A 23,540-nucleotide genomic window follows, 5' to 3' on the forward strand; every position below is an offset into this window, starting at 1 on the left:
GGTGAGTGAGCAGATTTAAATACAAAAGCGCGTTGCACGAGCTGCGTATTATGGCGGATAACACGAATGAACGCCAATTTAGATATTTTTACAAGCAAAAATATACAAATTGCGTCATCCGTGCTCAAAAAAAACAACATCAAGTATTATTTACTTACAACACGCTGTCGCGCAGCAGCGGCATACTCATACAGTGCGAACCGCCGCGGGCGCGGGACAGCTCGGCCGAAGGCAGCATAATCAGCGTATCGGTGATGGTTTCGGGCGACAGTGTGCCGCTTTCAAATTGTTGCAACAAATCGGCAGCCTTGATGATGCGGAAACCGTGCTTGGCAAAGGCCTCGGCGGTTTTGTCGTTGCGGTCGTAGCCAATAACAACCCCGTCTTTCAGTGCCAGCAGGTTGCAGGAGTCTGTCCACTGCTCGCGCAGGCTGTACGGAAACTCATAATCGCCCGAATAGATAAATTGCGTAGGCTCGGTGGCGTGCAAATCGTTGCGGCTGATGTCGTCCAGCAGGTCTTCCATGTTGTCAAACTCATGCGGGTGTGTGCTGTCTTTTACGTACTGCACGATTTTCAGCTTATTTTCATCGCCTTTTTTGTAAAATTTTTCCAATAAATCCTTTTCTTCCAGATTCCGCTTGGAAAATTTGCCGTACAGCACCCACATGTTGCGTTTCACCTGCGTGAAAACCGTATCAATGTGCATAAAATCGCGTTTGGCAGGTATGCGAATAACAGTAACTTTCTGCAACACATTGCGACTGAACAGCGCCTGAATAATTTTATTGACAGCGTGTGCGCTTGTCCTCTCGCTGATACCGACCAGCAGATGGTTCGGGGCAACCATCATAATATCGCCGCCTTCCAGCGTAACCTGACGATTTTCGCGCTCTATGCCGTCCAGCAGGAAAAATTGCTCATCATCAGGGATTTCAATAATGTTTTTGCGGATGCTTTCAAATGCCGGATGGTAGTAAAACACATAGCGGGCAATGAACGACTCGCGGCGGCGGGCTTCTTTGGCCGGACGGTTCAGCAAAATATGGTTGTTAATGGTGATGCCGATATCGCGCGTGAAGATAAAATTAGGAACAGGCGCAAAAATCATTTTTTCGTTGGGCAACGCACCCGAAATAATGGTTTTTGCCAACAATCGCGGCTCTAATTGCAGCAGTTCGTTTTGCAAAGCAAAAGAACATTGTTCTAACGCGGCAATAGATGCGACCAACTCGCGTCGGATATCTGCATCCGCCAGAATATCGCCCAGCAGGTATTCAATGTCCATCACCTTGTCGGAGGCGTGAAAATGCGGGTCGTCGGGTTTATAAAATGCACGATGTTTACGCGGGTCGTCAATTTCAGCCAACTTGCCGCGCACCTTTTCGGGGTCTAAAAAGTACAACAGCGTTTTCACATAGTAGTCATACTCATCGCGGCGCATGGTTTTCAGGTGAACGATGTCTTCAAAAAGCCAATCCTGTGCTTTTGAAGGAACGACCTTTCCCAAACCACTGTCGGGGCTGTGGATAATGAGTCGGCGCAGTGTGCCGATTTCAGAGTTTACATGAATCATAAATCAAACATCTTCATTTCAGCGGCAATTTGGCAAATCACAACTAATATTTCTACATTTGCCGCACCAATTCCAATAAATCAACAGTTGTTATGGCTAATCAATCGCAGTACATAGAGCCTGCACCGATTAAGGACAAAGAGAATCCGTTTGAATCCATGATGTCCCGCTTCAACGATGCGGCCAACATTCTTGGGTTAGATGATGAAACGTATGAGGTTTTGAAACGTCCGCACCGTCAGGTAATTGTTTCATTGCCTGTAACGATGGACAACGGCAAAATAAAAGTTTTTGAAGGCTATCGCGTAATTCACTCCAATATCCTTGGCCCTGCCAAAGGCGGTATCCGCTACGATTTAGGGGTAAACTTAGACGAGGTAAAAGCCCTTGCCGCATGGATGACTTGGAAATGCGCCGTTGTGGATATTCCTTACGGCGGTGGTAAAGGCGGTATCATCTGCGACCCGCGCAGCATGTCGGCCGGCGAACTGGAACGCCTCACCCGTGCCTATACTTCTGCACTGGTAGATGTTTTCGGGCCTGATAAAGACATCCCTGCACCGGACATGGGCACAGGCCAGCGCGAAATGGCTTGGTTAATGGACGAATACTCTAAGGCACAAGGCAAAACCGAACCTGCCGTGGTAACAGGCAAACCCTTGGTTTTGGGCGGTTCGTTGGGACGCACCGAAGCTACGGGACGCGGCGTAATGGTAACAGCACTTGCTGCCATGGAAAAACTGAAACTGAACCCTGCCAAATCTACCTGTGCCGTGCAAGGCTTCGGTAACGTAGGCTCACACGCCGCCATTCTGATGGAAGAGCGCGGCTCAAAAATCTGTGGCATCAGCGACCACACAGCCGCTTACTGGAACGACAAAGGCATTGATATTCAAAAAGCCATTGAGTATAAAAACAAAAACAACGGCATCCTGCAAGGCTTTGACGGCGGCGACCTGATTACCAACGCCGAGTTGTTGGAAGCAAAAGTGGATGTACTGATTCCCGCCGCCAAGGAAGACGTTATCACACAGGAAAACGCGGCAAAAATCCGCGCAAAACTGATTGTAGAAGGCGCTAACGGCCCAACTTCTGCCAAAGCAGACAGCACCTTATACAACAACGATGTTTCCGTTGTGCCCGATATTTTGGCAAATGCCGGCGGTGTAACGGTTTCTTACTTTGAATGGGTACAAAACCGCATCGGTTACAAGTGGCCGCTTGACCGCATCAACCGCCGTACTGACCGTGCCATGAAAGACGCTTTTGAGCGCGTTTACAAAACCGCACAGAAGCACAATATTTCACTGCGTTTGGCAGCTTACGTGGTGGCTATTGCCAAAGTAGCCGAAACTTACAAATACCGCGGCGGTTATTAAGATGCTATGCAATAGTGGCACAGCCTTTTGCAGGCTGGCTAAAAAACCCTAAAAGCCTGAAAACTTTTAGGGTTTTTTCCGTTAATCAGCATATGCTCAACCCTTGTTGCCCAAAGCATTGAAAAAAATATTGCTCATAGAAGACGACTTTACGCTCAGCAGAAACATCAAGGATGCCCTTACCGATGCCGAATGGCAGGTAGAGGTAGCCTATCAGGGGGCTATTGCCGAAAAACTGCTGCAAAGGGAAATTTACGACTGTATCATATTAGACATCAACCTGCCCGATAAAAACGGCTACGACATCTGCCGAAATTTTCGGCGTTACAACCAGTCCACCCCCGTGCTGATGCTGACAGCCTTCGGCGAATTGGAAGACAAAGTGCAGGGCTTTGAATGCGGCGCCGATGACTACTTAACTAAACCGTTTTACATCCGGGAACTGCTCTTGCGGATACAATCGCTGTTGAAACGCAGTGAAAAAACACCGGCGTTTGCCAAAATACTGGCATCAGGCGATATTTTGATTGACCTTGCGGCAAAAACCGTGAGCAGGCAAGGCACAAGCATAGAGCTCACCCCCCGCGAATTTCAAATATTGGTTAAATTGGCTGAAAATCAGGGCGAAATCATCTCCAAAAAAGAACTCATTGAGGCAATTTGGGGGCACGCCGTAGATGTAAACACCAACACGGTGGAAGTCTATATCAACTTTTTGCGAAATAAAATTGACAAACCCTTTGGCAAAAACTCCATCCGCACCAAACCCGGCTACGGCTACTATTTAAGTAATTAATGTGTCAAATTAACACATTCCTTTTTACCGCAGAGTTCGCAAAGAAAATAATCGTCAGAAGAACGCCTAGCGCGCTTGGCATAATGCTTAGCAGTAAAAGATTTAAAAGCGCGTTTTAAATTAGACATGCAATGAACATCCGCAATAAAATACAGTTGTATGTTTCTTCTTCCGTTACCTTGCTTGCCGGGGCAGTGCTGTTTTTTATCTATCAACTTTTTGCCAACTATCGCGAAGAAGAGTTTCAGCAGCGACAAAAGGAACGAATAACCACTACCTTGCGCTTTATCACCGAAATAGAAAAAGCCGACAACGAACTTATTGAAACATTAGACCAACTCACCATTCACCAATTGTACGACGAAAAGTTGCTGATTTTCAACAAGAACAAAGAACTGATTTACACCAGCATTGACGATACGCCGATTCCGTACCCGGAAAGAATCTTGCAGCAGCTCTCCGCCGAGCAAACATGGGTAGAACAAAAAGACGGCAAATACGATGTCATCGGCATCTACATTGAAAAAGACAAAAAAGCCTATTACGGCATCAGCAAAGCCTACGACCGATTCGGTTATTCAAAGCTCAACTACCTGCGCAATGTGCTGATAAGTGCTTTTTTTGTCATTATTGCCGTTCTGTTGGCAACAACCTATTGGATTGCCCGCAGCATTACGCGCCCGCTGACTGCCATTACCCAACAGGTCGCCGCTTATTCCATTGGTCAGTCGGCGCCGGAACAATCTGCACTGCCGGGAAACGACGAAATCGCCATTTTAGCAAATAAGTTTGCACTTTTGATGCAGCGCACCAATGAGGCTTTTTTGTTTCAAAAGCACTTCATCCACCACCTTTCACACGAATTAAAAACGCCCATCAGCATTTTGGTTTCCAATTTTGAGCGGATGGAAAAAGAAACCTCCCCTGAAATGCTGCGCGCCATGCTGCAAGAGCAAAAGGAAAACACGAAGGTTTTGAGTGAAATCATAGATGCGTTGCTGGCTATCTCCAAGTCCGAAGCGGGGGGCAGTTTGCCTTCGGTAGAAACTTTGCGCATTGATGAGTTGCTTTTTGATGTTGCAGAAGAGGTCAAAGCCCTGTTTTCAAAGTTTTTGATGGCTGTAAACTATGCCCCCGACAGCGAAAACGTTTTGTCCGTTCGGGGAAGCAAGCGATTGTTGAGCATCGTTTTTCGCAACCTGCTCTACAACGCGGCACAGTACAGCCCCGAACAACAAGTAGGTGTAGAAATTGCCGCCGCCGACAGCAACCGCATTTCCCTCACCTTTCGGAATCAGGGGGCTGTCATTGCCGAAGGCGAGCAGCCTTTTTTGTTTCGGCATTTTTTCAGAGGTGCTAACAGTCGCGGCAAGCGCGGCTTGGGCTTGGGTTTGGTATTGGCACATAAAATCATCACCCTGCACGGCGGCACTATCAGCTATCGGATAGATGAGGCAGGCATGAACACGTTTCAGGTTTTGCTGCCTTTAAGCTAAACTTTAACGGCTTTAAGGCATTTTTAAGGTTTTTTGGATGTGCTTTGTAGGCATGAAGCACATCGGAAAAATCATTTTTTTGCTTGCGGTCGGCGGCTTGTCGGTTCGCTGTGCCTATGCCGCAGATACGCTTCGGGTCAGCCTCCGACAGGCTGACAGCATCTTTCAGGTGCGCAGCTATTACCTGTTGGCAGCCGCGCTCAATGTGGAAGCGCAACGGGCGCAGGTGTTGCAGGCAAGCCTTTACCCCAATCCCGTGTTTACGGCAGACCTCAACGCCTTTAACCCCGAACGCCGCCGATGGGCAGACATAGGTTCGGAAGGGCAAAAAGCCTTTCAGATAGAACAACTCATTTTGTTGGGCGGCAAGAAAAAAGCCGAAATACAACTGGCACGCACCAACGCCCTGATTGCCGAAACTGAACTGCAACGGCTAAGCCGCGAACTGAAATTTCGGCTGCATACCCAACTGTTTGCTTCCGGGCAACAGCGGATACTCCTTGCCAAATACAACAGCCAAATGGCACTGCTGGATACCCTGCTGAACACCTACGGCGAACAGGCAGCCAAAGGCAACATCCCGCTCAAAGAGGTAGTGCGCCTCAAAAGTGCTTATTTGAAGTTGGGCAACGACCGTGCAGCCCTCTATCAGGATTTTTACGAAACGCAAGCGCAATTGCAAACCCTGCTGCAAACCGATAAAATCATTCGGTTTGAGTTTGCCGAAAGCGAAATTACGGGCTACATCAAAGATGTTGCCTTGAGCCAACTCCAACAGGAAGCACTCAACTCACGCCCCGATTGGCTGATGATGCAACAACAAAAAACGTTTGCCGAACAATACTTGGCGTATCAGCAAAAATTAGCCGTTCCGAATGTCAATTTATTTGCCAACTACGACCAGCGCGGCGGTGCTTTTAACGACCAGCTCAACGTAGGGCTGAACATAGAGCTTCCCCTGTTCAACCGCAATCAGGGCAATATTCGCAGTGCCCGCTACAAGTTGCAGGAAACCGAACAGTTGGTAAAAGCCTTTGAAAATGAGATGATGAGTCGCCTGCGTACCGCCTACGACAGCTATCGGCAAACCATATCGGAATACAACAGGGCTTCGCGCCTCTACAACGCCGACTTTGAAATCATCCTGCAAGGCATGACCGATAACTTCCGCAAGCGGAACGTATCCATTATTGAGTTCATTGATTTTTTTGAGTCGTACAACGATGCGCTTTCCGAACTGATGCGCACCAAAATCCAATTAGTAACCTCTGCCGAACAACTCAATCTTCTTACCGGAAAAGACATTTATTGATATGCAACGTCCTTTTGTTGTCTCTGCCCTTAGCCTGCTGCTCATGGTAGCAGCGGGTTGCACCACACACAATCCGCCTGCTGAACCGGAACAAATCGCTTTTTCAATGAGCGATACGATGCTCAAAAAAGTAACTTTTCACCAAGCCGACAGCAGCGAAGTAAAAAACGAAATGCGCTTTTTCGGCAAAATAGCTGCCGACAACAACAAACTTGCACAAGTTTACCCGATTGTGAGCGGCGTGGTGAAATCCATTGCCGTAGAATTGGGCGACTACGTACAGCAAGGGCAGGTGCTGGCAAGCATAGAAAGCGGCGAAGTTGCCGAATTTCAGAAAGAAATGCTCAATGCGCTTAGCGAAGTTGCCATTGCCGAAAAAAATCTGGCGGTTGCCCGCGACCTGTTTGCAGGCAAATTGAATTCGGAAAAAGACATAGCCGTTGCCGAAAAAGAATTGGAAAAAGCCAAAGCCGAACTTACGCGAATTACGGAAGTCTATAAAATTTACAGCCTCAAAAACGGCTCTATCTACAACATCACCGCACCCATCAGCGGATTTATTGTGAGCAAAAAAATCAACCAAAACGAACAAATCCGTTCCGATATTTCCGAACCGCTGTTTTCCATTGCCGAAATTAACGAAGTGTGGGCACTTGCCAACATCACCGAAAGCGACATTGCCAAAGTGCAGGTAGGCTACGAAGCTGACGTGAGAACGCTTGCTTTCCCCGACTCTGTCTATCGCGGCAAAATTGACAAGATTTTCAACGCGATAGACCCCGAAACAAAATCTATGAAAGTGCGGGTGCGCATCCCGAACAAAAATTTGATGCTCAAACCCGAAATGAACTGCACCGTATCGGTTCGCTTTTCGGAAAAGAAAAAAATGATTAGCGTGCCTTCCGCCGCGGTCATCTTTGATAAAAACAAGTATTGGGTGATGGTATTTAAAGACCGCCACAACATAGAAACGCGCCAAGTAGAGCCATACAGGCAACTGCCCGATGTTACCTACCTTTCGGCAGGACTGAATGCAGGCGAAAACGTGATTGTTAAAAACGCGCTGCTGGTTTACGATGCCCTTAACGACTAAACCAAGCTCTTTATCCGTTTCCCGATAACAACCATGAACGCACTTATCAAAAATATCATCAGCTTTTCGCTAAAAAATCGGCTGTTTACTTTTCTGTGGGTAGTGCTGCTGCTGATTGCAGGCATTGTCAGCTTCATCCGAATACCCATAGAGGCATTCCCCGACGTTACCAATACGCAAATCATCATTGTAACCGAATGGCGCGGGCGCAGTGCAGAAGAAGTTGAACGCTTTGTTACCACGCCCATTGAAATTGCTTTGAACAGCGTGCAGCGTAAAACCAGCGTGCGCAGCATTACCATGTTCGGTTTAAGCGTTATCAAAGTCATTTTTGATGACGATGTGGAAGATTTTTTTGCCCGCCAACAGGTAAACAACCAACTGTTCAATGTGCAACTGCCCGACGGCGTAGAGCCGGAAGTACAACCGCCTTACGGACCTACGGGTGAAATTTTCCGCTACATTCTCCAAAGCCCGCAGCGCGACTCCCGCGAACTGCTCACGCTGCAAAACTGGACGATAGACCGCGAACTGCGCAGTGTACCGGGCGTAGCCGACGTGGTGGCATTCGGCGGGCAGGAAAAAATTTACGAAATCACCATTGACCCCGTCAAACTACAACGCTACAACCTTACCCCGCTGGAACTTTACGAAGCCGTCAGCAAAGCCAACCTCAACGTAGGCGGCGATGTGATTGAAAAAAACGGGCAAGCCTATGTGGTTCGCGGCATTGGGCTTTTAGACAGCCGCCGCGATATTGAAAACACCATTGTAGATATTTTTAACGATAACCCGCTGCTGGTAAAAGACGTGGCAACCGTGCAGGAAACAAGCGCACCGCGCGTGGGGCAAGCGGGCTTCAACGACCAAGACGACATTGTGGAAGGCATTGTGGTAATGCGAAAAGGCGAAAACCCAAGCGCAGTATTGGAACGGGTCAAGGCAAAAATTGAGGAACTCAACACCCAAATTTTGCCCTCCGATGTCAAAATGGTAACTTTTTATGACCGCGACAACCTGATGCAATACTGCACCGCAACGGTTATGCACAATTTGGTGGAAGGCATTGTGCTGGTTACGGTCATTGTGTTTTTGTTCATGGCAGACTGGCGCACCACCGTTATTGTTGCCGTTGTCATTCCGCTGTCGCTTTTGTTTGCATTTTTTATGCTCCAACTCAAAGGCATGAGCGCCAACCTGATTTCGCTGGGTGCTATTGACTTTGGCATTATCATAGACGGGGCGGTGGTGATGGTGGAAGGCATTTTCGTTGCCCTTGACCACAAAGCCCATCAGGTAGGGATGCAGCGGTTCAATCGCCTTGCCAAGTTGGGGCTGATTAAAAATACGGGCATCCAAATGGGCAAAGCCATTTTCTTCTCTAAACTGATTATTATTTCGGCATTGCTGCCCATTTTTTCGTTTGAAAAAGTAGAAGGCAAAATGTTTTCGCCGCTTGCATGGACTTTGGGATTTGCCCTGCTGGGCGCGCTCATCTTTACGCTGACCTTAGTACCCGTGCTTGCCTCACTGCTCTTAAAGCAAAACGTACAGGAAAAAGAGTACTTTTTTACCCGATGGATAAACCGCTCCGTTGAGCGTGCTTTTCGGTTCACGTTTGGCAACAAAACCCTTACGCTTGGCTTGGCAGCCGTCAGTTTTTCGCTCACCATGCTTTCCACGCGTTGGTTAGGTACAGAGTTTTTGCCGCAACTCAACGAAGGTGCACTTTGGGTAACCGCCGAACTGCCCATGAGCATGTCTTTAACCGAAAGTGTGGCACTCACCAACGAACTGCGCCAAAAATTGCGCACCTTCCCCGAAGTAAAAGACGTTTTGTCGCAAACAGGGCGCAGCAACGACGGCACCGACCCCAACGGCTTTTATTTTGTTCAGTTTCAGGTTGATTTGATACCCAAAGACCGTTGGCGCAAAGGCATCACCACCGACGACATTATCGCCGAAATGGATGCCGAACTGTCGCACTATCAGGGCATTCTCTACAACTACTCCCAACCGATTATAGACAACGTGGCAGAAGCCGCCGCGGGCATTAAAGCTGCCAATGCCATCAAAATCTATGGCAACAGCTTAGAGCAGTTAGACGAACTGGCTAATTTGGTGATGGATAAAATCAAAGACATACCGGGCATTAAAGATGTCGGCATTTTGCGCAACATCGGGCAGCCCGAAATGAGCGTCATACTTGATGAGGAAAAAATGGCGATGTACGGCGTTACCAAAGCCGATGCGCAAACCGTGATTGAAATGGCAGTCGGGGGTAAAACCGCCACCGTCAAATACGAAGGCGAACGCAAATTTGACATTCGCATCCGCTACCGAAAAGATTTCCGCAACAACGAAAACGACATTATGATGCTCATGATTCCCACCATCACGGGCAACAAAATACCCTTGAAGGAAATAGCAAGCATCAAACAGGTTACGGGTCCTGCATTCATTTACCGGGACAATACCAAACGTTTCATCGGCGTTAAGTTCTCCGTCCGCGAACGCGACTTAGGCAGTACCATTGCCGAAGCACAAGAGAAAGTAAAAGAAATAGAACTGCCCGAAGGCTATCGCATCAGTTGGACGGGTGAGTTTGAAAATCAGGTGCGGGCTACCCACCGCTTGGGGCAGGTTACGCCTATCAGCCTGTTGCTGATTTTCCTGCTGCTGTTCGTTATGTTCGGCAATGTGCGCGATGCCGCTTTTGTGCTGATTAACGTGCCTTTTGCCCTCATCGGCGGCATTTTGGCGCTGCACCTGACGGGCATCAACTTCGGAATTTCCGCAGGGGTCGGCTTTATTGCCCTTTTCGGTATTTGCGTGCAAAACGGCGTTATCTTGATTTCCGAATTTCAAAAGCAACACAAAGTTTTGAAAAATGCCGCAGAGGCAATTTTGCAATCGGTCAAAGTCAGAACGCGCCCCGTTGTGATGACGGCACTCATGGCAGCCATCGGGCTCTTGCCTGCCGCTACCAGCACGGGCATCGGTTCGGAAAGCCAAAAGCCGTTAGCCATTGTCATTATCGGCGGCTTGGTTACGGCTACTGTTTTTACTCTGTTGGTTTTCCCTATCATCTATCATCCCGTGTTGAAACGCCGCGATAAAAGAATGGCATAAGTATTAGCACATTTAAACGCATACATCGGCACACGGATATTTGCAGATTTCACGGATAAACGCTGATTTGCTGTTGATTTCTGCGTAAATCGGCGTTATCCGCTGCAATCCGCGTTCTTACAAAATCCGCTCTAACCGACCGCAAATTTTATTGCGCCCCCACAACCACTTTCAACTGTTCGCGTTTGATGTTGCCGTCCAGGTCAAAGAGTTCAATCATGAGCAAATAAGGTCCGATGCGGGCTTTTGCGCCGTTGTCGGTGGTGCCGTCCCACGAAAGAAACATGCCCGCCGCTACGGTTTGTTGATTGAGCAGGGTGCGCATCGGTCTGCCTGCGGCATCAAATACCTTGATGGTAGCCACTCCGCCCGTTGCCGCACAGTCCAAATGCAGCAGCATGAAGTCCTGAAAGCCGTCACCGTCGGGTGTAAACACCTGATTTTCAATACGAAAGCAATCTTTCAGCGTGCTTAATGCGCTTTGCCGTTCCGATTGGGAATTTAGGTAGGTAGGCGTACCGAAAAACGGCGCAGCGGCTGAAAACCAATTGTTGCGGTCTTGCGTGGGCGCATTGAACGAAATTCGCTCTAATGATACGCCTTCTTTGCGCTCCAAAAGCGGAAAATGCCAGCGTTCTTCATAGTCTAACCTGTCCATCAACGCGCCTTGCGGGGTGAGCAAGCGCACCGAACCGTCGCTGTCGTTGAAAGAAGGCAGGTTTACCGTTTGCACCAGCGAATCAATCGTGCGGCTGTACTGCTGTTTTAACTTGACCAAATCGGGTGTCAGCACCAAGTAGCTTTGCGGCGGCATGATGCGCATCTCCGTTGTGATAACGCGGTTCGTAGTCGCGTTGGCAATCACCCAATTTTGCAGGTTGATGAACTTGTCGGACTTGTTGTAAATTTCTACAAAGTCCACGCCGTTGGGCGGCGGATTGAAGAGTATTTCGTTGATAATCAGGTCGCCTAAGGCTGCCTCTTGCGGCACAACAAACGGCACGACAGGCGAATTGAACAGCGTATTGCCCGCACAATCGCGCAGGGTGCGGATTTGCAGGGTAGCCCGTTCGCCCGGGGCAAGCATTTGCGGCAAGGTGAGCAGCACCTCATCGGGCTGGGCATAGCGGAAAGTAATCGTGCTGACAGTCAGCGAATTATTGAGCAGATAAACCGCCTGCACTGCTGCCAAACTGTCAACGGCTTCGCTGAAAACTACGCGCACGGTGCGCCCGTCTGCCGTTTCTACGCGCTGAATTTGCGGCGGTTGGCTGTCGGTCAGTGTACTGCGGATGCTGTTCGGGGCGGCAGGCGTACCCCCCGACGGATGTTCGGAAGCCTCCCAGTTCGCACTCCCCGCACAAGGGTTGTTGGTATCGCGCATTTCCAAGCTCCAACCGCCGTCGCGTTTTTGTGCATCGCTTATCCAAGTGGCGCGGTAGGCAACCTGATGCAAGAGCAAACCTTGTGCATTGCGCAATTGCATCACGTCGGACGTGTTGCTCAAAGCTGCCCAGCGGTTCGGGGCAACTACGCGGTCTTCGGGCAAAAAGGCACGGAAAGCCGCCGCCGAGCTGCTCGGACATACCAGCATGTAGCTTTGCGGCAAGATGTTCACATCGGGCAGCACGCCCGTTGTACCGTTGGCATTGCTCAAACGCACACCGTTGAGGCTCAGCACTTTATTGCTTGCGTTGAAAATTTCCACGTATTCCGATTCGGGCAACCCCACTACGGGCGAAGGGTCGGGCATGAGCTCGGTTATCAACAGCTCAAACTTTTGCGGCGTTGCACCCAAACCGAAGTTAAAGCCTGCCTGCACAATCGCATTGCCGGAACAGTCGCGCACCTCGCGGATGGTGAGGCGATTCAGTGCGCCGCGCTCCACAGGGCGAAACAGTTGCAGCACGACGGTTTGCTCGTTCAATACCTGTACGGAATCCGTAAGCAAGCCGTTGGTAAACAGGTAGTTAGCTCGCGGCAACAGGCTTGCGCTGTCCATCGGCTCGTTGAAGGTGATGCGCAACAACCGTTCGTTGAGCATGCGTACTTCCTGCACCTGTGGCGGCGTTCGGTCGGGGTTCGGGCGGCGCACGCTGTTGGCACTGCCGGGCGTGCCGCCTCGGGCATCAACGGATGATGTCCAATTGGTTGCCTGTTGGCAAGGTTGGTCGGTGTCAATCATTTCCAAGCTCCAACCGCCGTCGCGTTTGGCTGCCTCGTGCCAACCGACTTGATAGTTGATGCCGTGAATCAGGTTGCCTAAATGCCTGATTTCCAAGAGTTCGCCGCTGTTGGAAAGGGCGGGAAAATTTGCCACACCTACTACCCGCGCCGAAGGAACGGCGGCGGCAATTTGCGCGGCGGCACTCGTATTTGCCAGCACAATATAGCCGCGGGCGGCAATGACTATCGGCGGCAGTCGCAAACTGAAATTGCTCTCGGGTTTGGTGAAAGACACGCCCGCCAGACTGATGAGCGCATCGGTGTTGTTGTAAAGCTCAATGTACTCACGGTCAGGCAGTTGAACGGGCGGCGAAGGGTCGGACATGATTTCCGTGATGAGCAACTCGTGGCGAACAGGCGCACGACCGATGCCGAAAGTGGTTCGTAAACTACTCGCACTCAACGGGTTGCCTGCGCAATCGCGCAGATTTTCCGAAAGGATGACTTCATACAAACGTCCCGCTTGCGGGGCTTCCGCCAAAGTCAGTTGCACAATGCGGTTATTTTGCAGTTCCAAACCGCGAATGGCAATGGCGGGTTCTATGCGATAATGGGCAAGCGTAGCCAGCGCGGTACTGTCCATTATTTCGCTGAAAGTCAGCGTCAGGTTGCTGCCTGTTAATTGTACGTTTACAAGTTCGGGCGATGTGCGGTCGGGATTGGAAGCCGCCACCGAATTGGGCTGCCCGGGCGTTCCTCCGCTCGGATGCACCGATGCCGTCCAGTTTTCCGATTCGCTGCAAAGGTTCCCGGTATCAATCATTTCCAAGCTCCAACCGCCATTGCGCTTCATGGGGTCGGTGTACCAATCTGCCCGATAATTGACTTCGTGCAGCACTAACCCATTGACAGACAGCGCCAAACGTTCACCCGTATTGCTGAGCGAAGGAAAACTCGTAACGCCGATGACGCGCTGCGGCTCAGGGCGATGCAACAGGAAACTATCCACTCGTGAAGTGGCACACAGTACGGCATATTGCCGCGGCGACAAAAACACATTCGGCAAGCGGACGGTTGTATTGTCATCGCTCAATTGTACATTTTGAAGACTAATGAGGTCGTCGGAATTGTTGTAAATCTCAATAAATTCCGCCAACGGCAAGCCGACTTTGGGCGTTTCGTCTGCCAAAATTTCGGTGATGAGCAGTTCGCCGCGCCGGGGATTGCGCCCGATGCCTAAGTTTTGGGCAAAAGGCGTGAGCAAATTGCCTGCACAATCGCGCAAGTTGCTGATTTGCAAGCGATAAGTCAGTGCGGGGTTCAGCGGCTGCGCCAACAGCAAACGCACCTGACGGCGGTTTACAACCTGTATCTCGCGGATTTGCGCGCCTTGCGTAAGCGTGTAGGAAGCCGTTTGACGGATGGTTTCCGCCGTAATCAGTTCGGAAAACTGCACTTCAATTTCACGCTCGTTGCGCAGCGTTGCCGATGTTACACGGGGCGGCGTGTTGTCTTGCACCGTGCCGCGTACCGAATTGGGCGCACCGGGCGTGCCTCCGCTCGGATGCACCGAAGCCCGCCAATTTTGCTCCTCGGCGCAAAAGTTGGTCAGGTCAATCATTTCCAAGCTCCAACCGCCGCGTTGCTTGTCTGCATCGCCGTACCAAGCCGAAGAATAGCGCACCGCGTCAATTTCAAAGCCCGCCGTATCGGTCAGGGAAAGTTGCGCGCCGCCGTCGGCTAAAACGGGAAAGCTCGTAATGCCTACGCCGCGACTGCCGAAATTGGCGGCGCGGGTTGTGCTTGTCAGCACCAGCGATTCGCGGGGTGCGATGCTGCGGCTTGGCAGCGGAAACAGGCGCGTTTCATAGCCTAACTGAATGGTATTCAGACGGATAAGGTCGCCCGTGAGGTTGGTAATTTCTATGTATTCGCCGCGATTGACCGTAACCGGGCTGCCCGCAGGCGGAACAGGGTTCGCCATAATTTCGCTGATGCGCAAATCGCGGGGACGCACTCTTCTGCCAATGCCAATGCGTGCCGTATCGGGCGCAACATTGCCGATGCAGTCAGCTATGTTGTTGATAATCAGCAGATAAAGCCTTGCACTGTCCAAAGATGCGGAAAGACGCAGGCGCACGTTCAAGGTATCGGAAGGGGTAGCCGTTTGGATGTTGGGCGCACCTTCGCCCGTCAGGCGATAGTTGGCAGTGCGGGACAAAATCGTGCGGCTCACAGGCTCACTCATGCGGATTTGCAGGGTTTGCGCATCGGCAACCGTGAAAGAAGCAATTCGCGGCGGGGTCTTGTCGGGATGGTTGCCAAACAGGGAATTTCGCTCGCCGGGCGTGCCGCCGCGTTCATCGGTTGAGGCATACCAATTGTTGGCAGGCTCGCAGTTATTTTCCTGTAAATCAACTCGTTCCAATGTCCATCCGCCGTTGCGTTTCACTGCGTCGCGGTACCATGTATCGCTGTAACGCAGCGAATCAATCACTTTGTCGTCCATGTCCAACAGGCGGATGCTTTCGCCCGAATTGGTCAGCGAACGCCACGGATTTAGCCCGATGACACGCCCAAAGGGCTCAAAAGATGCAACCGCGTTGGCAGGGCAAAGGATGATGTACTCGCCCGGCGCAATGATGCCTTCGCCCAGTGCCGTTGCACCCGACTCATCGGCGAACTTGATGCCTAACAAATCAAAGGGCGTAGCGGAAGCATTGTAAATTTCTATGAACTCGCTTTCGGGCAGTGCCACAACAGGCGTAGGGTCTGCCATAATTTCGGTGATAATCAACTCGTTGCGGCGCGGTTGCGGCGGTCGGCGGAAGGTCAGCGTAGCGGCAGGCATGGTATTTCGCAGCACATCCTGCACATTTTGTACCGTCAGTGTGTAGCTGATGCCGTCTTGCAAGCGACTGCCAAGTGTCAGTTCCACTTCCAAGCCTCGCATAACAGCCCGTGTTGGTCTGCCGATGCCGCCCGAAACGTCGTAATGGTTCAAGGCTTCGGCAGTGGCGCGGTCTAAGGCTTTATTGAAAACAACCAAAATGCGGTCGGGGGCAAGTACGCGCACGGCGGTAGCCTGCGGCGGTCGGCGGTCTAAACTGAACTCATGTACCGACTGCGGCACATAGCGGCGACAAACCGCCTCAAATCCGCCCAACGTAACGGTATAGCTCTGATTTTCAACAAAATCATCGGCAAAAAACAGCGTTACGACGGCGGGGTTTTGCGTATTACGCACGGCAGAAACGGGCTTCCGATTCGTATCGCCATTGAGGAAATAGAGGTTTTCATCCTGTACCGCAGCGGCGGGCATTTCTTCGGAAAATACAATTTCCAACAACTTGGAAGTACGCGGAAAAACCTGCGTAACGTAAGTCGCGAAAGTCAGGTTTTGCGCGGCAGGCTGCATGGTGTTGCCGTTCAAATCCGCCACATTGCGCACGGTCAGGGTATAGTTTTGCCCCTGTGTCATCGGGTTGGGGTAGGTAAGCCGCACCACTTCGGGGGAAACCGCCTGCACCAAAGGCGCACCGCTGATGCCCGAAAGCACGTAACTGCTTGCCAATGAAGCAGTTGCCGCCTGCACGGGTTCGGTAAATCGCACCTCAATTTCGCGACTGTTGAGAATAAAGGCTTCGCCGACTTTGGGGGCAACGGTGTTGAAGGTGCGTGATTGAACCGCTACCCGATTACCGCCCAAATCGGCTATGTTGCTGATTTGCAGGCTGAAATTTTTATCATCGGGCAGCGGTGCGGTGGTTGTCAGGTAAACTACCGTCGGGTTAACGGGGCAAATCGTTGCCGATGCAAGGCTAATCACCTGATTATCGGTTGTATTGGTCAGTTCAAAATTGGCAGGAACGATGCTTGCCGCGCCTAAGGCTTCGCTGAACCGCAACTCTAAAACGGTTGATGAGCGATGCAAAAGCTGCTGCCATTCGGGCGCGTCGGGGTCGTACCGAACGGCTATGTTGTTGGTACTCATCGTATTACCCGCCAAATCGCGCACGCCTGCAATGCGCAACGTCAGCGGCGTATTGGCAGGCACGGGTTGGGCAAAAGTGATGACCACAATGTTGGTATTAACAGGGTTGCGCTCTGCCCGCAACGGAAAACCGATGCCGTTGCTCAAAGAATAGTTATTGACCAATTGCGCCGTAATCGGCTCTACGGGTTCGGAAAAGGTGATTTCAATTTGCGTAGCCGAAAGAAACCGCCAGCCGGTCAGGTCATTGACCGTCGGGGCGCGGGTGTCGCGCTGAAAGATGATGCTTGCACTGCTCATCGCATTGCCCAACAGGTCGCGCACACCGTTGATTATCAGCGTCTGATTGCTGTTTTCGGGAAAGTTGATATTAAAAAGCAAATGTACCAGCGCGGGATTGGCAGCATCGCGAACGGCTGCCCGCGGCGGGTTGCCGTTCCATGAGTAATTAGCTAAGGTGGTGGCACTTGCCTGTTCTACGGGTTCATCAAACAACACATCCAGCGACTGCGGCGCCACTACGGTTGCCTGTAAGACTTTGGGGGCTAAATTATCGGCGAAGGTAAAGGCAAAGTCGGGAATACTTGCCGATACGTTGCCGTAAATATCGGTGAGGTTTTGGCTTTGCAGCGTATAGCTGTCGCCTGCCGCAAAGTCAAACGGGAAACTCACATATACGGAAAATTCGTCTTCGGCAGGCAACACTTGCATAGCCGCAACCCCGCCGATGGAAAACACAGCCGACTGCCGCAGCGCGCCGATGTCCATCAGCTCATTAAACCGCACCCGAATTTGGCGCATGTTTGAGCCGTTGATGGCGGTTATGGTTGTAGGAATGGTATTCACATACGCCTGAATCGCCAAATTATCCACCTGAAACATGGCATTGCGCCCTGCCGCACTGTATCGGTGATGAAAGCCGAAAAATTGCGTAGCAGTATGGGTATCGTCGGTTGTGCTGCCTTGGTAAATATCATTGACAAAAACCAACCAACGCCCGCCCACCAAACGAATCACCTGCACCCGAATCGGTTGCGGAAGCGTGCTTAGGTTGGTCAGTGTGCCGCCCGATATATTCAAATTGCTGTTTGCAGATGTGCCGCTTCGCCACAGCTCAATATTATCCAACAGGCGCAAGTGATAACCGTTGAGCGCACCGTCTATATCAGCCGCATTACTCACCAAAAACACGCGTCCGTGGTTATCGGCATTCACGTTGGTACTGTTCCACGCCACGCCGTTGTACCAAAAATCAAAACGCCACTCCAGAGGCTGCGCGTTGAGGTTGCCTATGTTGAGCGGCGTTTGTGCATAAATGCGACGTGTGCCCGTGCCCGTAGTCGGACCGTTTGCCCGCAGTACACGGTTGCTGCCCGACAGTATCGGCGTTGTGAAAAACGGCGGCGTTCCCGTAGCAGGGTTTACCGTAACCGTTGTCCACGCGGGGGCAGGGTTGCCCGATGTATAGCCGTCAAAATTATCGCTGAAAGGAATTTGGGCATAAGCCGCAGCGGACAAAGCAGCAATCATTACCACAACTAACCGCAGGGCTTTTTTCAGGGTAGCAGTTAATACCATGTTTGATTGAATTGAGACTTAAAAATACGCCATTTGGCGCAAGTCGGCAACCCAAAAGCGGGACCTGATTGTTTATCTTTGCAAAGAAGCCTTTCCGAACCATGCAACAACTGCAACCGCTTTCTACCGGACAACAGGAATTTTCCGTTATCAGAACACAAGGACGCGTATATGTGGATAAAACAATGTTTATCCATAAACTCTTGCTGCAAAGCAGCATTTTCTTCTTCCTTTCCCGCGCACGCAGATTTGGCAAGTCTCTGTTTATCAATACGTTGAAAGAACTTTTCTTGGGCAAAAAAGAACTCTTTGAGGGGCTGTACATCTACGATAAAATCCAATGGGAAACCTTTCCCGTCCTGCACTTTGATTTCAGCAACATGGGCTTCAAAGACATCGGGCTGACACAGGCAATAGATAACCGCCTCAACGACATTGCCGCAAGCTACGGCGTTGTGTTGCAAAAACAGGGCATCGGCTTGAAATTCGCCGAACTGATGGCAATGCTGCACGAAAAGACGGGCAAACAGGCGGTCATTCTCATTGACGAATACGACAAACCCATTACCGACGTGCTGGAAGTGGGCAATAACGCCAAAGCGCACGAACACCGAAGCATCCTGCGCGGCTTTTACGGCGTGGTCAAAGGCTCTTCGGCGCATATTCGGCTGTTTTTTATGACCGGCATTTCGCGCTTTTCCAAACTCTCGCTCTTTTCCGACCTGAACAACCTGACCGACCTGACCTATTTTTCCGATTTCCACGACATCTGCGGCTACACGCAAGAAGAACTTGAAACCAACTTTGCCCCGCATCTGCAAAATGTCGCTGATTATCAGGGAATTTCTTTGGAAGAACTGCTGCAACAGGTCAAACGCTGGTACAATGGCTATTCATGGAACGGCAGGTCAAGGGTTTACAATCCTTATTCCGTGTTGCGTTTTTTGGATGCCAAAGAGTTCCGCAACTACTGGTTTGACAGCGGCACGCCCAAGTTCTTGATTGAAATGCTCAAAAGCCGCATGGTGTACGATATTTCCGAAACGCAGGTAACCATGGCGGAAGCCGATAATTTTGATATTGACAATTTGAGTCTGGAAACCCTGCTCTTCCAAACAGGCTACCTGACCGTTAAGGAAATTGACGAATTCAAGATTTATACCCTTGCCTACCCCAATTTGGAAGTGGAAGAATCCATGACGCAGTACATTCTGGCGGCTTATGCAAATCGGCACGGCAGCGCCGCCACAGCCATCAACATTGCACGGGCGGTAAAGAAAAACGACATGGCGATGGTCATTCAGGCGGTTAACTCATTGTTTGCTTCCATTCCCTACCAACTTTTTGACCAACACCGCGAACGGTATTTCCATGCCATCATTTTCCTTGCCTTCAAACTGTGCGGGTTTTATATCCAATCGGAAGTCAGCGTGGCGGCGGGGCGCATTGACGCGGTGATGCACTACGAAAACCGCATCTACGTGTTTGAGTTCAAGCTCAACGATTCGGCGGAAAACGCCCTGCAACAGATTCGCCAAAAGGGCTATTACAACGCTTATCGGAATCAGGGCAAAGAAATTTACCTGCTCGGCATCGGTTTTGACGGACAAACCCGAACCGTCGCCGATTGGAAAATGGAACAAATAGGATAACATGAAAGCCTTCGCCGAACTTTTTGCCGAATTGGACACCACCAACAAGACCAACGCCAAATTAGACATTTTGAAAAAATATTTGGCAGAAGCGCCCGATGAGGATAAACTCTGGTTGCTGGCATTGTTTGGCGGCAAGCGTCCACGCAGGCAGGTAACAACCACGCAATTGCGCCAATGGGCGGCAGAGGCGGCAGGTATTCCCGATTGGCTGTTTGAGGAAAGCTATCACATCACGGGCGACTTGGCAGAAACCCTTTCACTGATTCTTCCCCCGCCCGTAAGAACTCACAATCAGACACTTAGCCAATGGATCGACTTTCTGCAATCTTTGGGCGAATTAGATGAGGAAAGCAAAAAAGCCAACTTGATGGAAGCCTTTGAACAGCTTTCCGAACGGGAACGCTTTGTGTTCATCAAACTGATAACGGGTGGTTTTCGCATCGGCATTTCGCAGCAGCTCATCACTCGCGCCGTTGCCGAAGTCTGTCAATTGGACAAGGCAGAGGTAGCCCACCGCCTCACGGGCGATTGGCATCCGCAGCAAATCACATTCCGCCAACTGATTTTTGGCGAAAATATTACCGAATCTGCCTCTAAACCCTATCCTTTTTGTCTGGCGCACCCACTGGATGAAGAAAAAATCAGCGAATTGGGCGCACCCGACGAATGGCTGGCAGAGTGGAAATGGGACGGCATCCGCGGACAAGTCATTGTACGCCAAAGTCAAATTTTCATCTGGACGCGGGGCGAAGAACTTGTTACCGACAAATACCCTGAACTTACGCCACTTGCCGCCATGCCCGTTCCCTGCGTGCTGGACGGTGAACTGATGGCATGGCAGAACAATGCCCCCCTACCCTTCGCCGAACTGCAAAAGCGCATCGGCAGGAAAACCGTCAGCAAAAAACTGCTCTCGGAAGTGCCCGTCGTGTTTCTGGCTTACGACCTGTTGGAATACGAAGGCAGCGACATCCGCAACCGACCGCTGGCAGAACGGCGGCAACTGTTGGAACAACTCATTGCTCAAAGCGCGCATCCCGCGTTGCGCATTTCGCCGACCGTCGGTTTTCGGTCGTGGGATGAATTGGCAGCCATGCGCCGAACCGCCCGCGAACATGCCGCCGAAGGGTTGATGCTGAAAAAATTGTCAAGCACCTACCAAACGGGGCGCGTGCGCGGGCATTGGTGGAAATGGAAAGTGCAGCCGCTCAGCATAGACGGCGTGCTGATTTACGCCCAAAAAGGACACGGCAGGCGTGCCACACTCTACACCGACTACACCTTTGGCGTTTGGGACGGCGATAAACTCGTTACTTTTGCCAAAGCCTATTCGGGCTTGACCGACCAAGAAATCGCCCAAGTGGATGCTTTTGTCAAAAAAAACACTTTGGAAAAGTTCGGTCCCGTGCGAACCGTTAAGCCCGAACTTGTATTTGAAATCGGATTTGAGGGCATTCAGTCGTCCAACCGCCACAAGAGCGGCGTAGCCTTGCGTTTTCCGCGCATTTTGCGCTGGCGCACCGACAAAAAGCCCGAAGATGCCAACACGCTGGCAGACTTGCAGGCGCTGGCGGCTGCGTTTAAGTGATGGAACATAAGAACACGGATTGCAGGCAGATATACACAAACCTGACAGGTTTTAAATAACCGTTTTTCAATAATTTACACAGACATTTTTCGCAAACAACTTGCGATTTTGTATAACACAGATTTACGCGGAATAAAAATGAAAAAATCGGCGTTTATCTGCTGATATCCGCGTGCTTGTACAATCACCCTTGCCCTTCTTCCACTGCAAACCGCATAATTTCCATGCGTTGGATGGTATCGCCTGCGCGGAGACGGCTCATCACCGTGCCGCCTGCCGTAATTTTGGCAAAAGCGGGGCACGAACCTTCCAAATAGGCGGCATTGCGCCTGCTCAAGCAGATAAAAAATTGAGAACCAATCAGATGCGGGGCAGTGTGCGGCATGGCAAGTACGCCGTCATCCAGTGGGATATTGCAGGACTCTTGGCTGATATGCCCAATGCCCGGGGCTGTTCCCATGCCGTTGTTATAGGGGCAACCTGCCTGTATGAGCACTTCGGGAATATGCCGAAAAAATTGCAAACCGTTGTAGAACTCACTCTGCACCAATCGTATAAAATGTGCCGTTGTAACAGGCATGTCATCGGTCAGCAAATCGGCTTCCATCATCCCTTTGGAGGTATAAATACGCACAACGGTGCGCATTTCGCCGCTACCGTCTGATTCTTCTTTTTTGAACAGTCCGAACATGGGTTTTGCAAAATTTTATCGGATGAATGGTAAAACTCATACCCTGCATAGCAAAGGGGCTGCGAATCCTTCGCCATGCATTCATGCAAATTTGAACATATAATCTCAACTTTTCAGACAGGCTTTTCGGGCGACCGCCGTAATTTTGCCGCCCAATCCCGATTTATCATGCTGTTTTTGCTGCTTTCCGCGCTTTGTTCCGCTGCTCTAATGCTGGTTTTCAAGGCTTTTGAAAAATGGGGCGTAAACGTTTGGCAGGGCGTTACTTTTAACTACATCGTCTGCGTACTGACGGGCAGCCTTGTATTTATGACGCAATTCGGAGAGCCTGCGGCAGTTTTGAGCAACTCTTGGCAGTGGTTCTATCCGGCAGGCGTGTTGGGCGTACTTTTCTTTACAGGCTTCTCATTATCAGGCTTTTCTACGCAAAAAGCAGGCGTAACCGTTACTACGCTGGCAGCCAAAATGTCATTGATTGTGCCCGTTCTTTTCAACGTGCTGTTTGTGCCGGGCAACCAACTTACGCCTTTGGCTTATGCAGGCATTGTATTGACTTTTCCTGCCTTGTGGCTGGCAAGTGCCAAAAAAGAAGAGGCGCGCTCAAAAAATTTACAACCAAGAGGCATAGCAGCCGTTATATTGCCCGTGCTGGTGTTTATTTCGGGCGGAGTTGTAGATACGACCATCAATTGGTCTAACGGAGGGCTGCAAGGCGAAGCACAACAGGCATTATTTTCTATCGCATCTTTTGGCGCGGCAGCCGTATCGGGGCTTATCGTGCTGATTTTCAGAATCATCAAAACAGGTGAGCGCATTCATTGGCGCAACGTAGTCGGTGGAATTGCGCTGGGCGTACCCAATTACTTTTCCGTTTACCTGCTTTTGCAGGCGCTTTCTGCCTTCGGCAACAACGGAGCTTGGCTCTTTCCTCTGTACAACATTCTCATCATCCTGACAGCCTCCGCTGCCTCTGCCCGCCTGTTTGGCGAAAAACTGACACGCACGAACCTCATCGGAATGGCATTGGCAATGATTGCCCTGACACTTTTGGCAGTGTGAAACGAAATCTGTCAGACAAAAGTTT

The 23,540-nt window shown here is 50.6% G+C and carries 12 protein-coding genes; 9 read left to right on the plus strand and 3 right to left on the minus strand.

Annotated elements, in window-relative coordinates:
* Positions 1-154: 154 nt before the first annotated feature.
* Positions 155-1,576 carry an arginine deiminase family protein gene (locus NDK19_RS07795; RefSeq protein ID WP_250631309.1) on the minus strand — a complete coding sequence of 474 codons (1,422 nt, stop codon included), beginning with the start codon at positions 1,574-1,576 and terminating at the stop codon, positions 155-157.
* Positions 1,577-1,668: 92 nt separating this feature from the next.
* Between NDK19_RS07795 and NDK19_RS07800 the strand changes: the two genes are divergently transcribed.
* The 6 genes from NDK19_RS07800 to NDK19_RS07825 all read left to right on the plus strand — a co-directional run bounded on the left by NDK19_RS07800 (position 1,669) and on the right by NDK19_RS07825 (position 10,784).
* The gene (locus NDK19_RS07800) at positions 1,669-2,955 is read left to right on the plus strand and encodes a Glu/Leu/Phe/Val family dehydrogenase (protein WP_250631310.1); all 1,287 of its coding nucleotides are present in this window, start codon (positions 1,669-1,671) and stop codon (positions 2,953-2,955) included.
* A 118-nt stretch (positions 2,956-3,073) separates the two neighbouring features.
* Positions 3,074-3,751, plus strand: coding sequence for a response regulator transcription factor (locus NDK19_RS07805; RefSeq protein WP_250631311.1), 678 nt, complete (start codon positions 3,074-3,076; stop codon positions 3,749-3,751).
* 131 nt (positions 3,752-3,882) lie between these two features.
* Positions 3,883-5,247, plus strand: coding sequence for a sensor histidine kinase (locus NDK19_RS07810; protein ID WP_250631312.1), 1,365 nt, complete (start codon positions 3,883-3,885; stop codon positions 5,245-5,247).
* A 52-nt stretch (positions 5,248-5,299) separates the two neighbouring features.
* Positions 5,300-6,559, plus strand: a complete 1,260-nt coding sequence (locus NDK19_RS07815; protein WP_250631313.1) for a TolC family protein — start codon at positions 5,300-5,302, stop codon at positions 6,557-6,559.
* Between the two features lies 1 nt (position 6,560).
* Entirely contained in the window at positions 6,561-7,652 is a 1,092-nt protein-coding gene (locus tag NDK19_RS07820; protein WP_250631314.1) for an efflux RND transporter periplasmic adaptor subunit, read from the plus strand.
* A gap of 33 nt (positions 7,653-7,685) precedes the next feature.
* A complete protein-coding gene (locus tag NDK19_RS07825) occupies positions 7,686-10,784 on the plus strand; it encodes an efflux RND transporter permease subunit (RefSeq protein ID WP_250631315.1) in 3,099 nt (1,032 codons plus the stop codon).
* 148 nt (positions 10,785-10,932) lie between these two features.
* Here the strand turns inward: NDK19_RS07825 and NDK19_RS07830 are convergent, their stop codons facing one another.
* The gene (locus NDK19_RS07830; RefSeq protein WP_250631316.1) at positions 10,933-18,522 is read right to left on the minus strand and encodes a lamin tail domain-containing protein; all 7,590 of its coding nucleotides are present in this window, start codon (positions 18,520-18,522) and stop codon (positions 10,933-10,935) included.
* 101 nt (positions 18,523-18,623) lie between these two features.
* Between NDK19_RS07830 and NDK19_RS07835 the strand changes: the two genes are divergently transcribed.
* Together NDK19_RS07835 and NDK19_RS07840 are read left to right on the plus strand one after the other, a co-directional pair.
* Entirely contained in the window at positions 18,624-20,174 is a 1,551-nt protein-coding gene (locus NDK19_RS07835) for an ATP-binding protein (protein WP_250631317.1), read from the plus strand.
* Between the two features lies 1 nt (position 20,175).
* On the plus strand, positions 20,176-21,765 hold the full coding sequence (locus NDK19_RS07840; protein WP_250631318.1) for an ATP-dependent DNA ligase: 1,590 nt from the start codon (positions 20,176-20,178) through the stop codon (positions 21,763-21,765).
* Positions 21,766-21,949: 184 nt separating this feature from the next.
* Here the strand turns inward: NDK19_RS07840 and NDK19_RS07845 are convergent, their stop codons facing one another.
* On the minus strand, positions 21,950-22,456 hold the full coding sequence (locus NDK19_RS07845; protein ID WP_250631319.1) for a peptidylprolyl isomerase: 507 nt from the start codon (positions 22,454-22,456) through the stop codon (positions 21,950-21,952).
* A 75-nt stretch (positions 22,457-22,531) separates the two neighbouring features.
* On the opposite strand from NDK19_RS07845, the gene NDK19_RS07850 reads away from it, so the two are divergent.
* Positions 22,532-23,515 carry a hypothetical protein gene (locus NDK19_RS07850; RefSeq protein ID WP_250631320.1) on the plus strand — a complete coding sequence of 328 codons (984 nt, stop codon included), beginning with the start codon at positions 22,532-22,534 and terminating at the stop codon, positions 23,513-23,515.
* The last annotated feature ends 25 nt before the right edge of the window (positions 23,516-23,540 follow it).

It is taken from the genome of Rhodoflexus caldus, assembly GCF_021206925.1.
Classification (GTDB): domain Bacteria; phylum Bacteroidota; class Bacteroidia; order Cytophagales; family Thermoflexibacteraceae; genus Rhodoflexus; species Rhodoflexus caldus.

Coding starts and splice junctions, on each gene's coding strand:
- NDK19_RS07795 (WP_250631309.1), bottom strand. CDS start 1,576: ATGATTCATGTAAACTCTGAAATCGGCACACTGCGCCGACTCATTATC.
- NDK19_RS07800 (WP_250631310.1), top strand. CDS start 1,669: ATGGCTAATCAATCGCAGTACATAGAGCCTGCACCGATTAAGGACAAA.
- NDK19_RS07810 (WP_250631312.1), top strand. CDS start 3,883: ATGAACATCCGCAATAAAATACAGTTGTATGTTTCTTCTTCCGTTACC.
- NDK19_RS07815 (WP_250631313.1), top strand. CDS start 5,300: ATGAAGCACATCGGAAAAATCATTTTTTTGCTTGCGGTCGGCGGCTTG.
- NDK19_RS07820 (WP_250631314.1), top strand. CDS start 6,561: ATGCAACGTCCTTTTGTTGTCTCTGCCCTTAGCCTGCTGCTCATGGTA.
- NDK19_RS07825 (WP_250631315.1), top strand. CDS start 7,686: ATGAACGCACTTATCAAAAATATCATCAGCTTTTCGCTAAAAAATCGG.
- NDK19_RS07830 (WP_250631316.1), bottom strand. CDS start 18,522: ATGGTATTAACTGCTACCCTGAAAAAAGCCCTGCGGTTAGTTGTGGTA.
- NDK19_RS07835 (WP_250631317.1), top strand. CDS start 18,624: ATGCAACAACTGCAACCGCTTTCTACCGGACAACAGGAATTTTCCGTT.
- NDK19_RS07840 (WP_250631318.1), top strand. CDS start 20,176: ATGAAAGCCTTCGCCGAACTTTTTGCCGAATTGGACACCACCAACAAG.
- NDK19_RS07845 (WP_250631319.1), bottom strand. CDS start 22,456: ATGTTCGGACTGTTCAAAAAAGAAGAATCAGACGGTAGCGGCGAAATG.
- NDK19_RS07850 (WP_250631320.1), top strand. CDS start 22,532: ATGCATTCATGCAAATTTGAACATATAATCTCAACTTTTCAGACAGGC.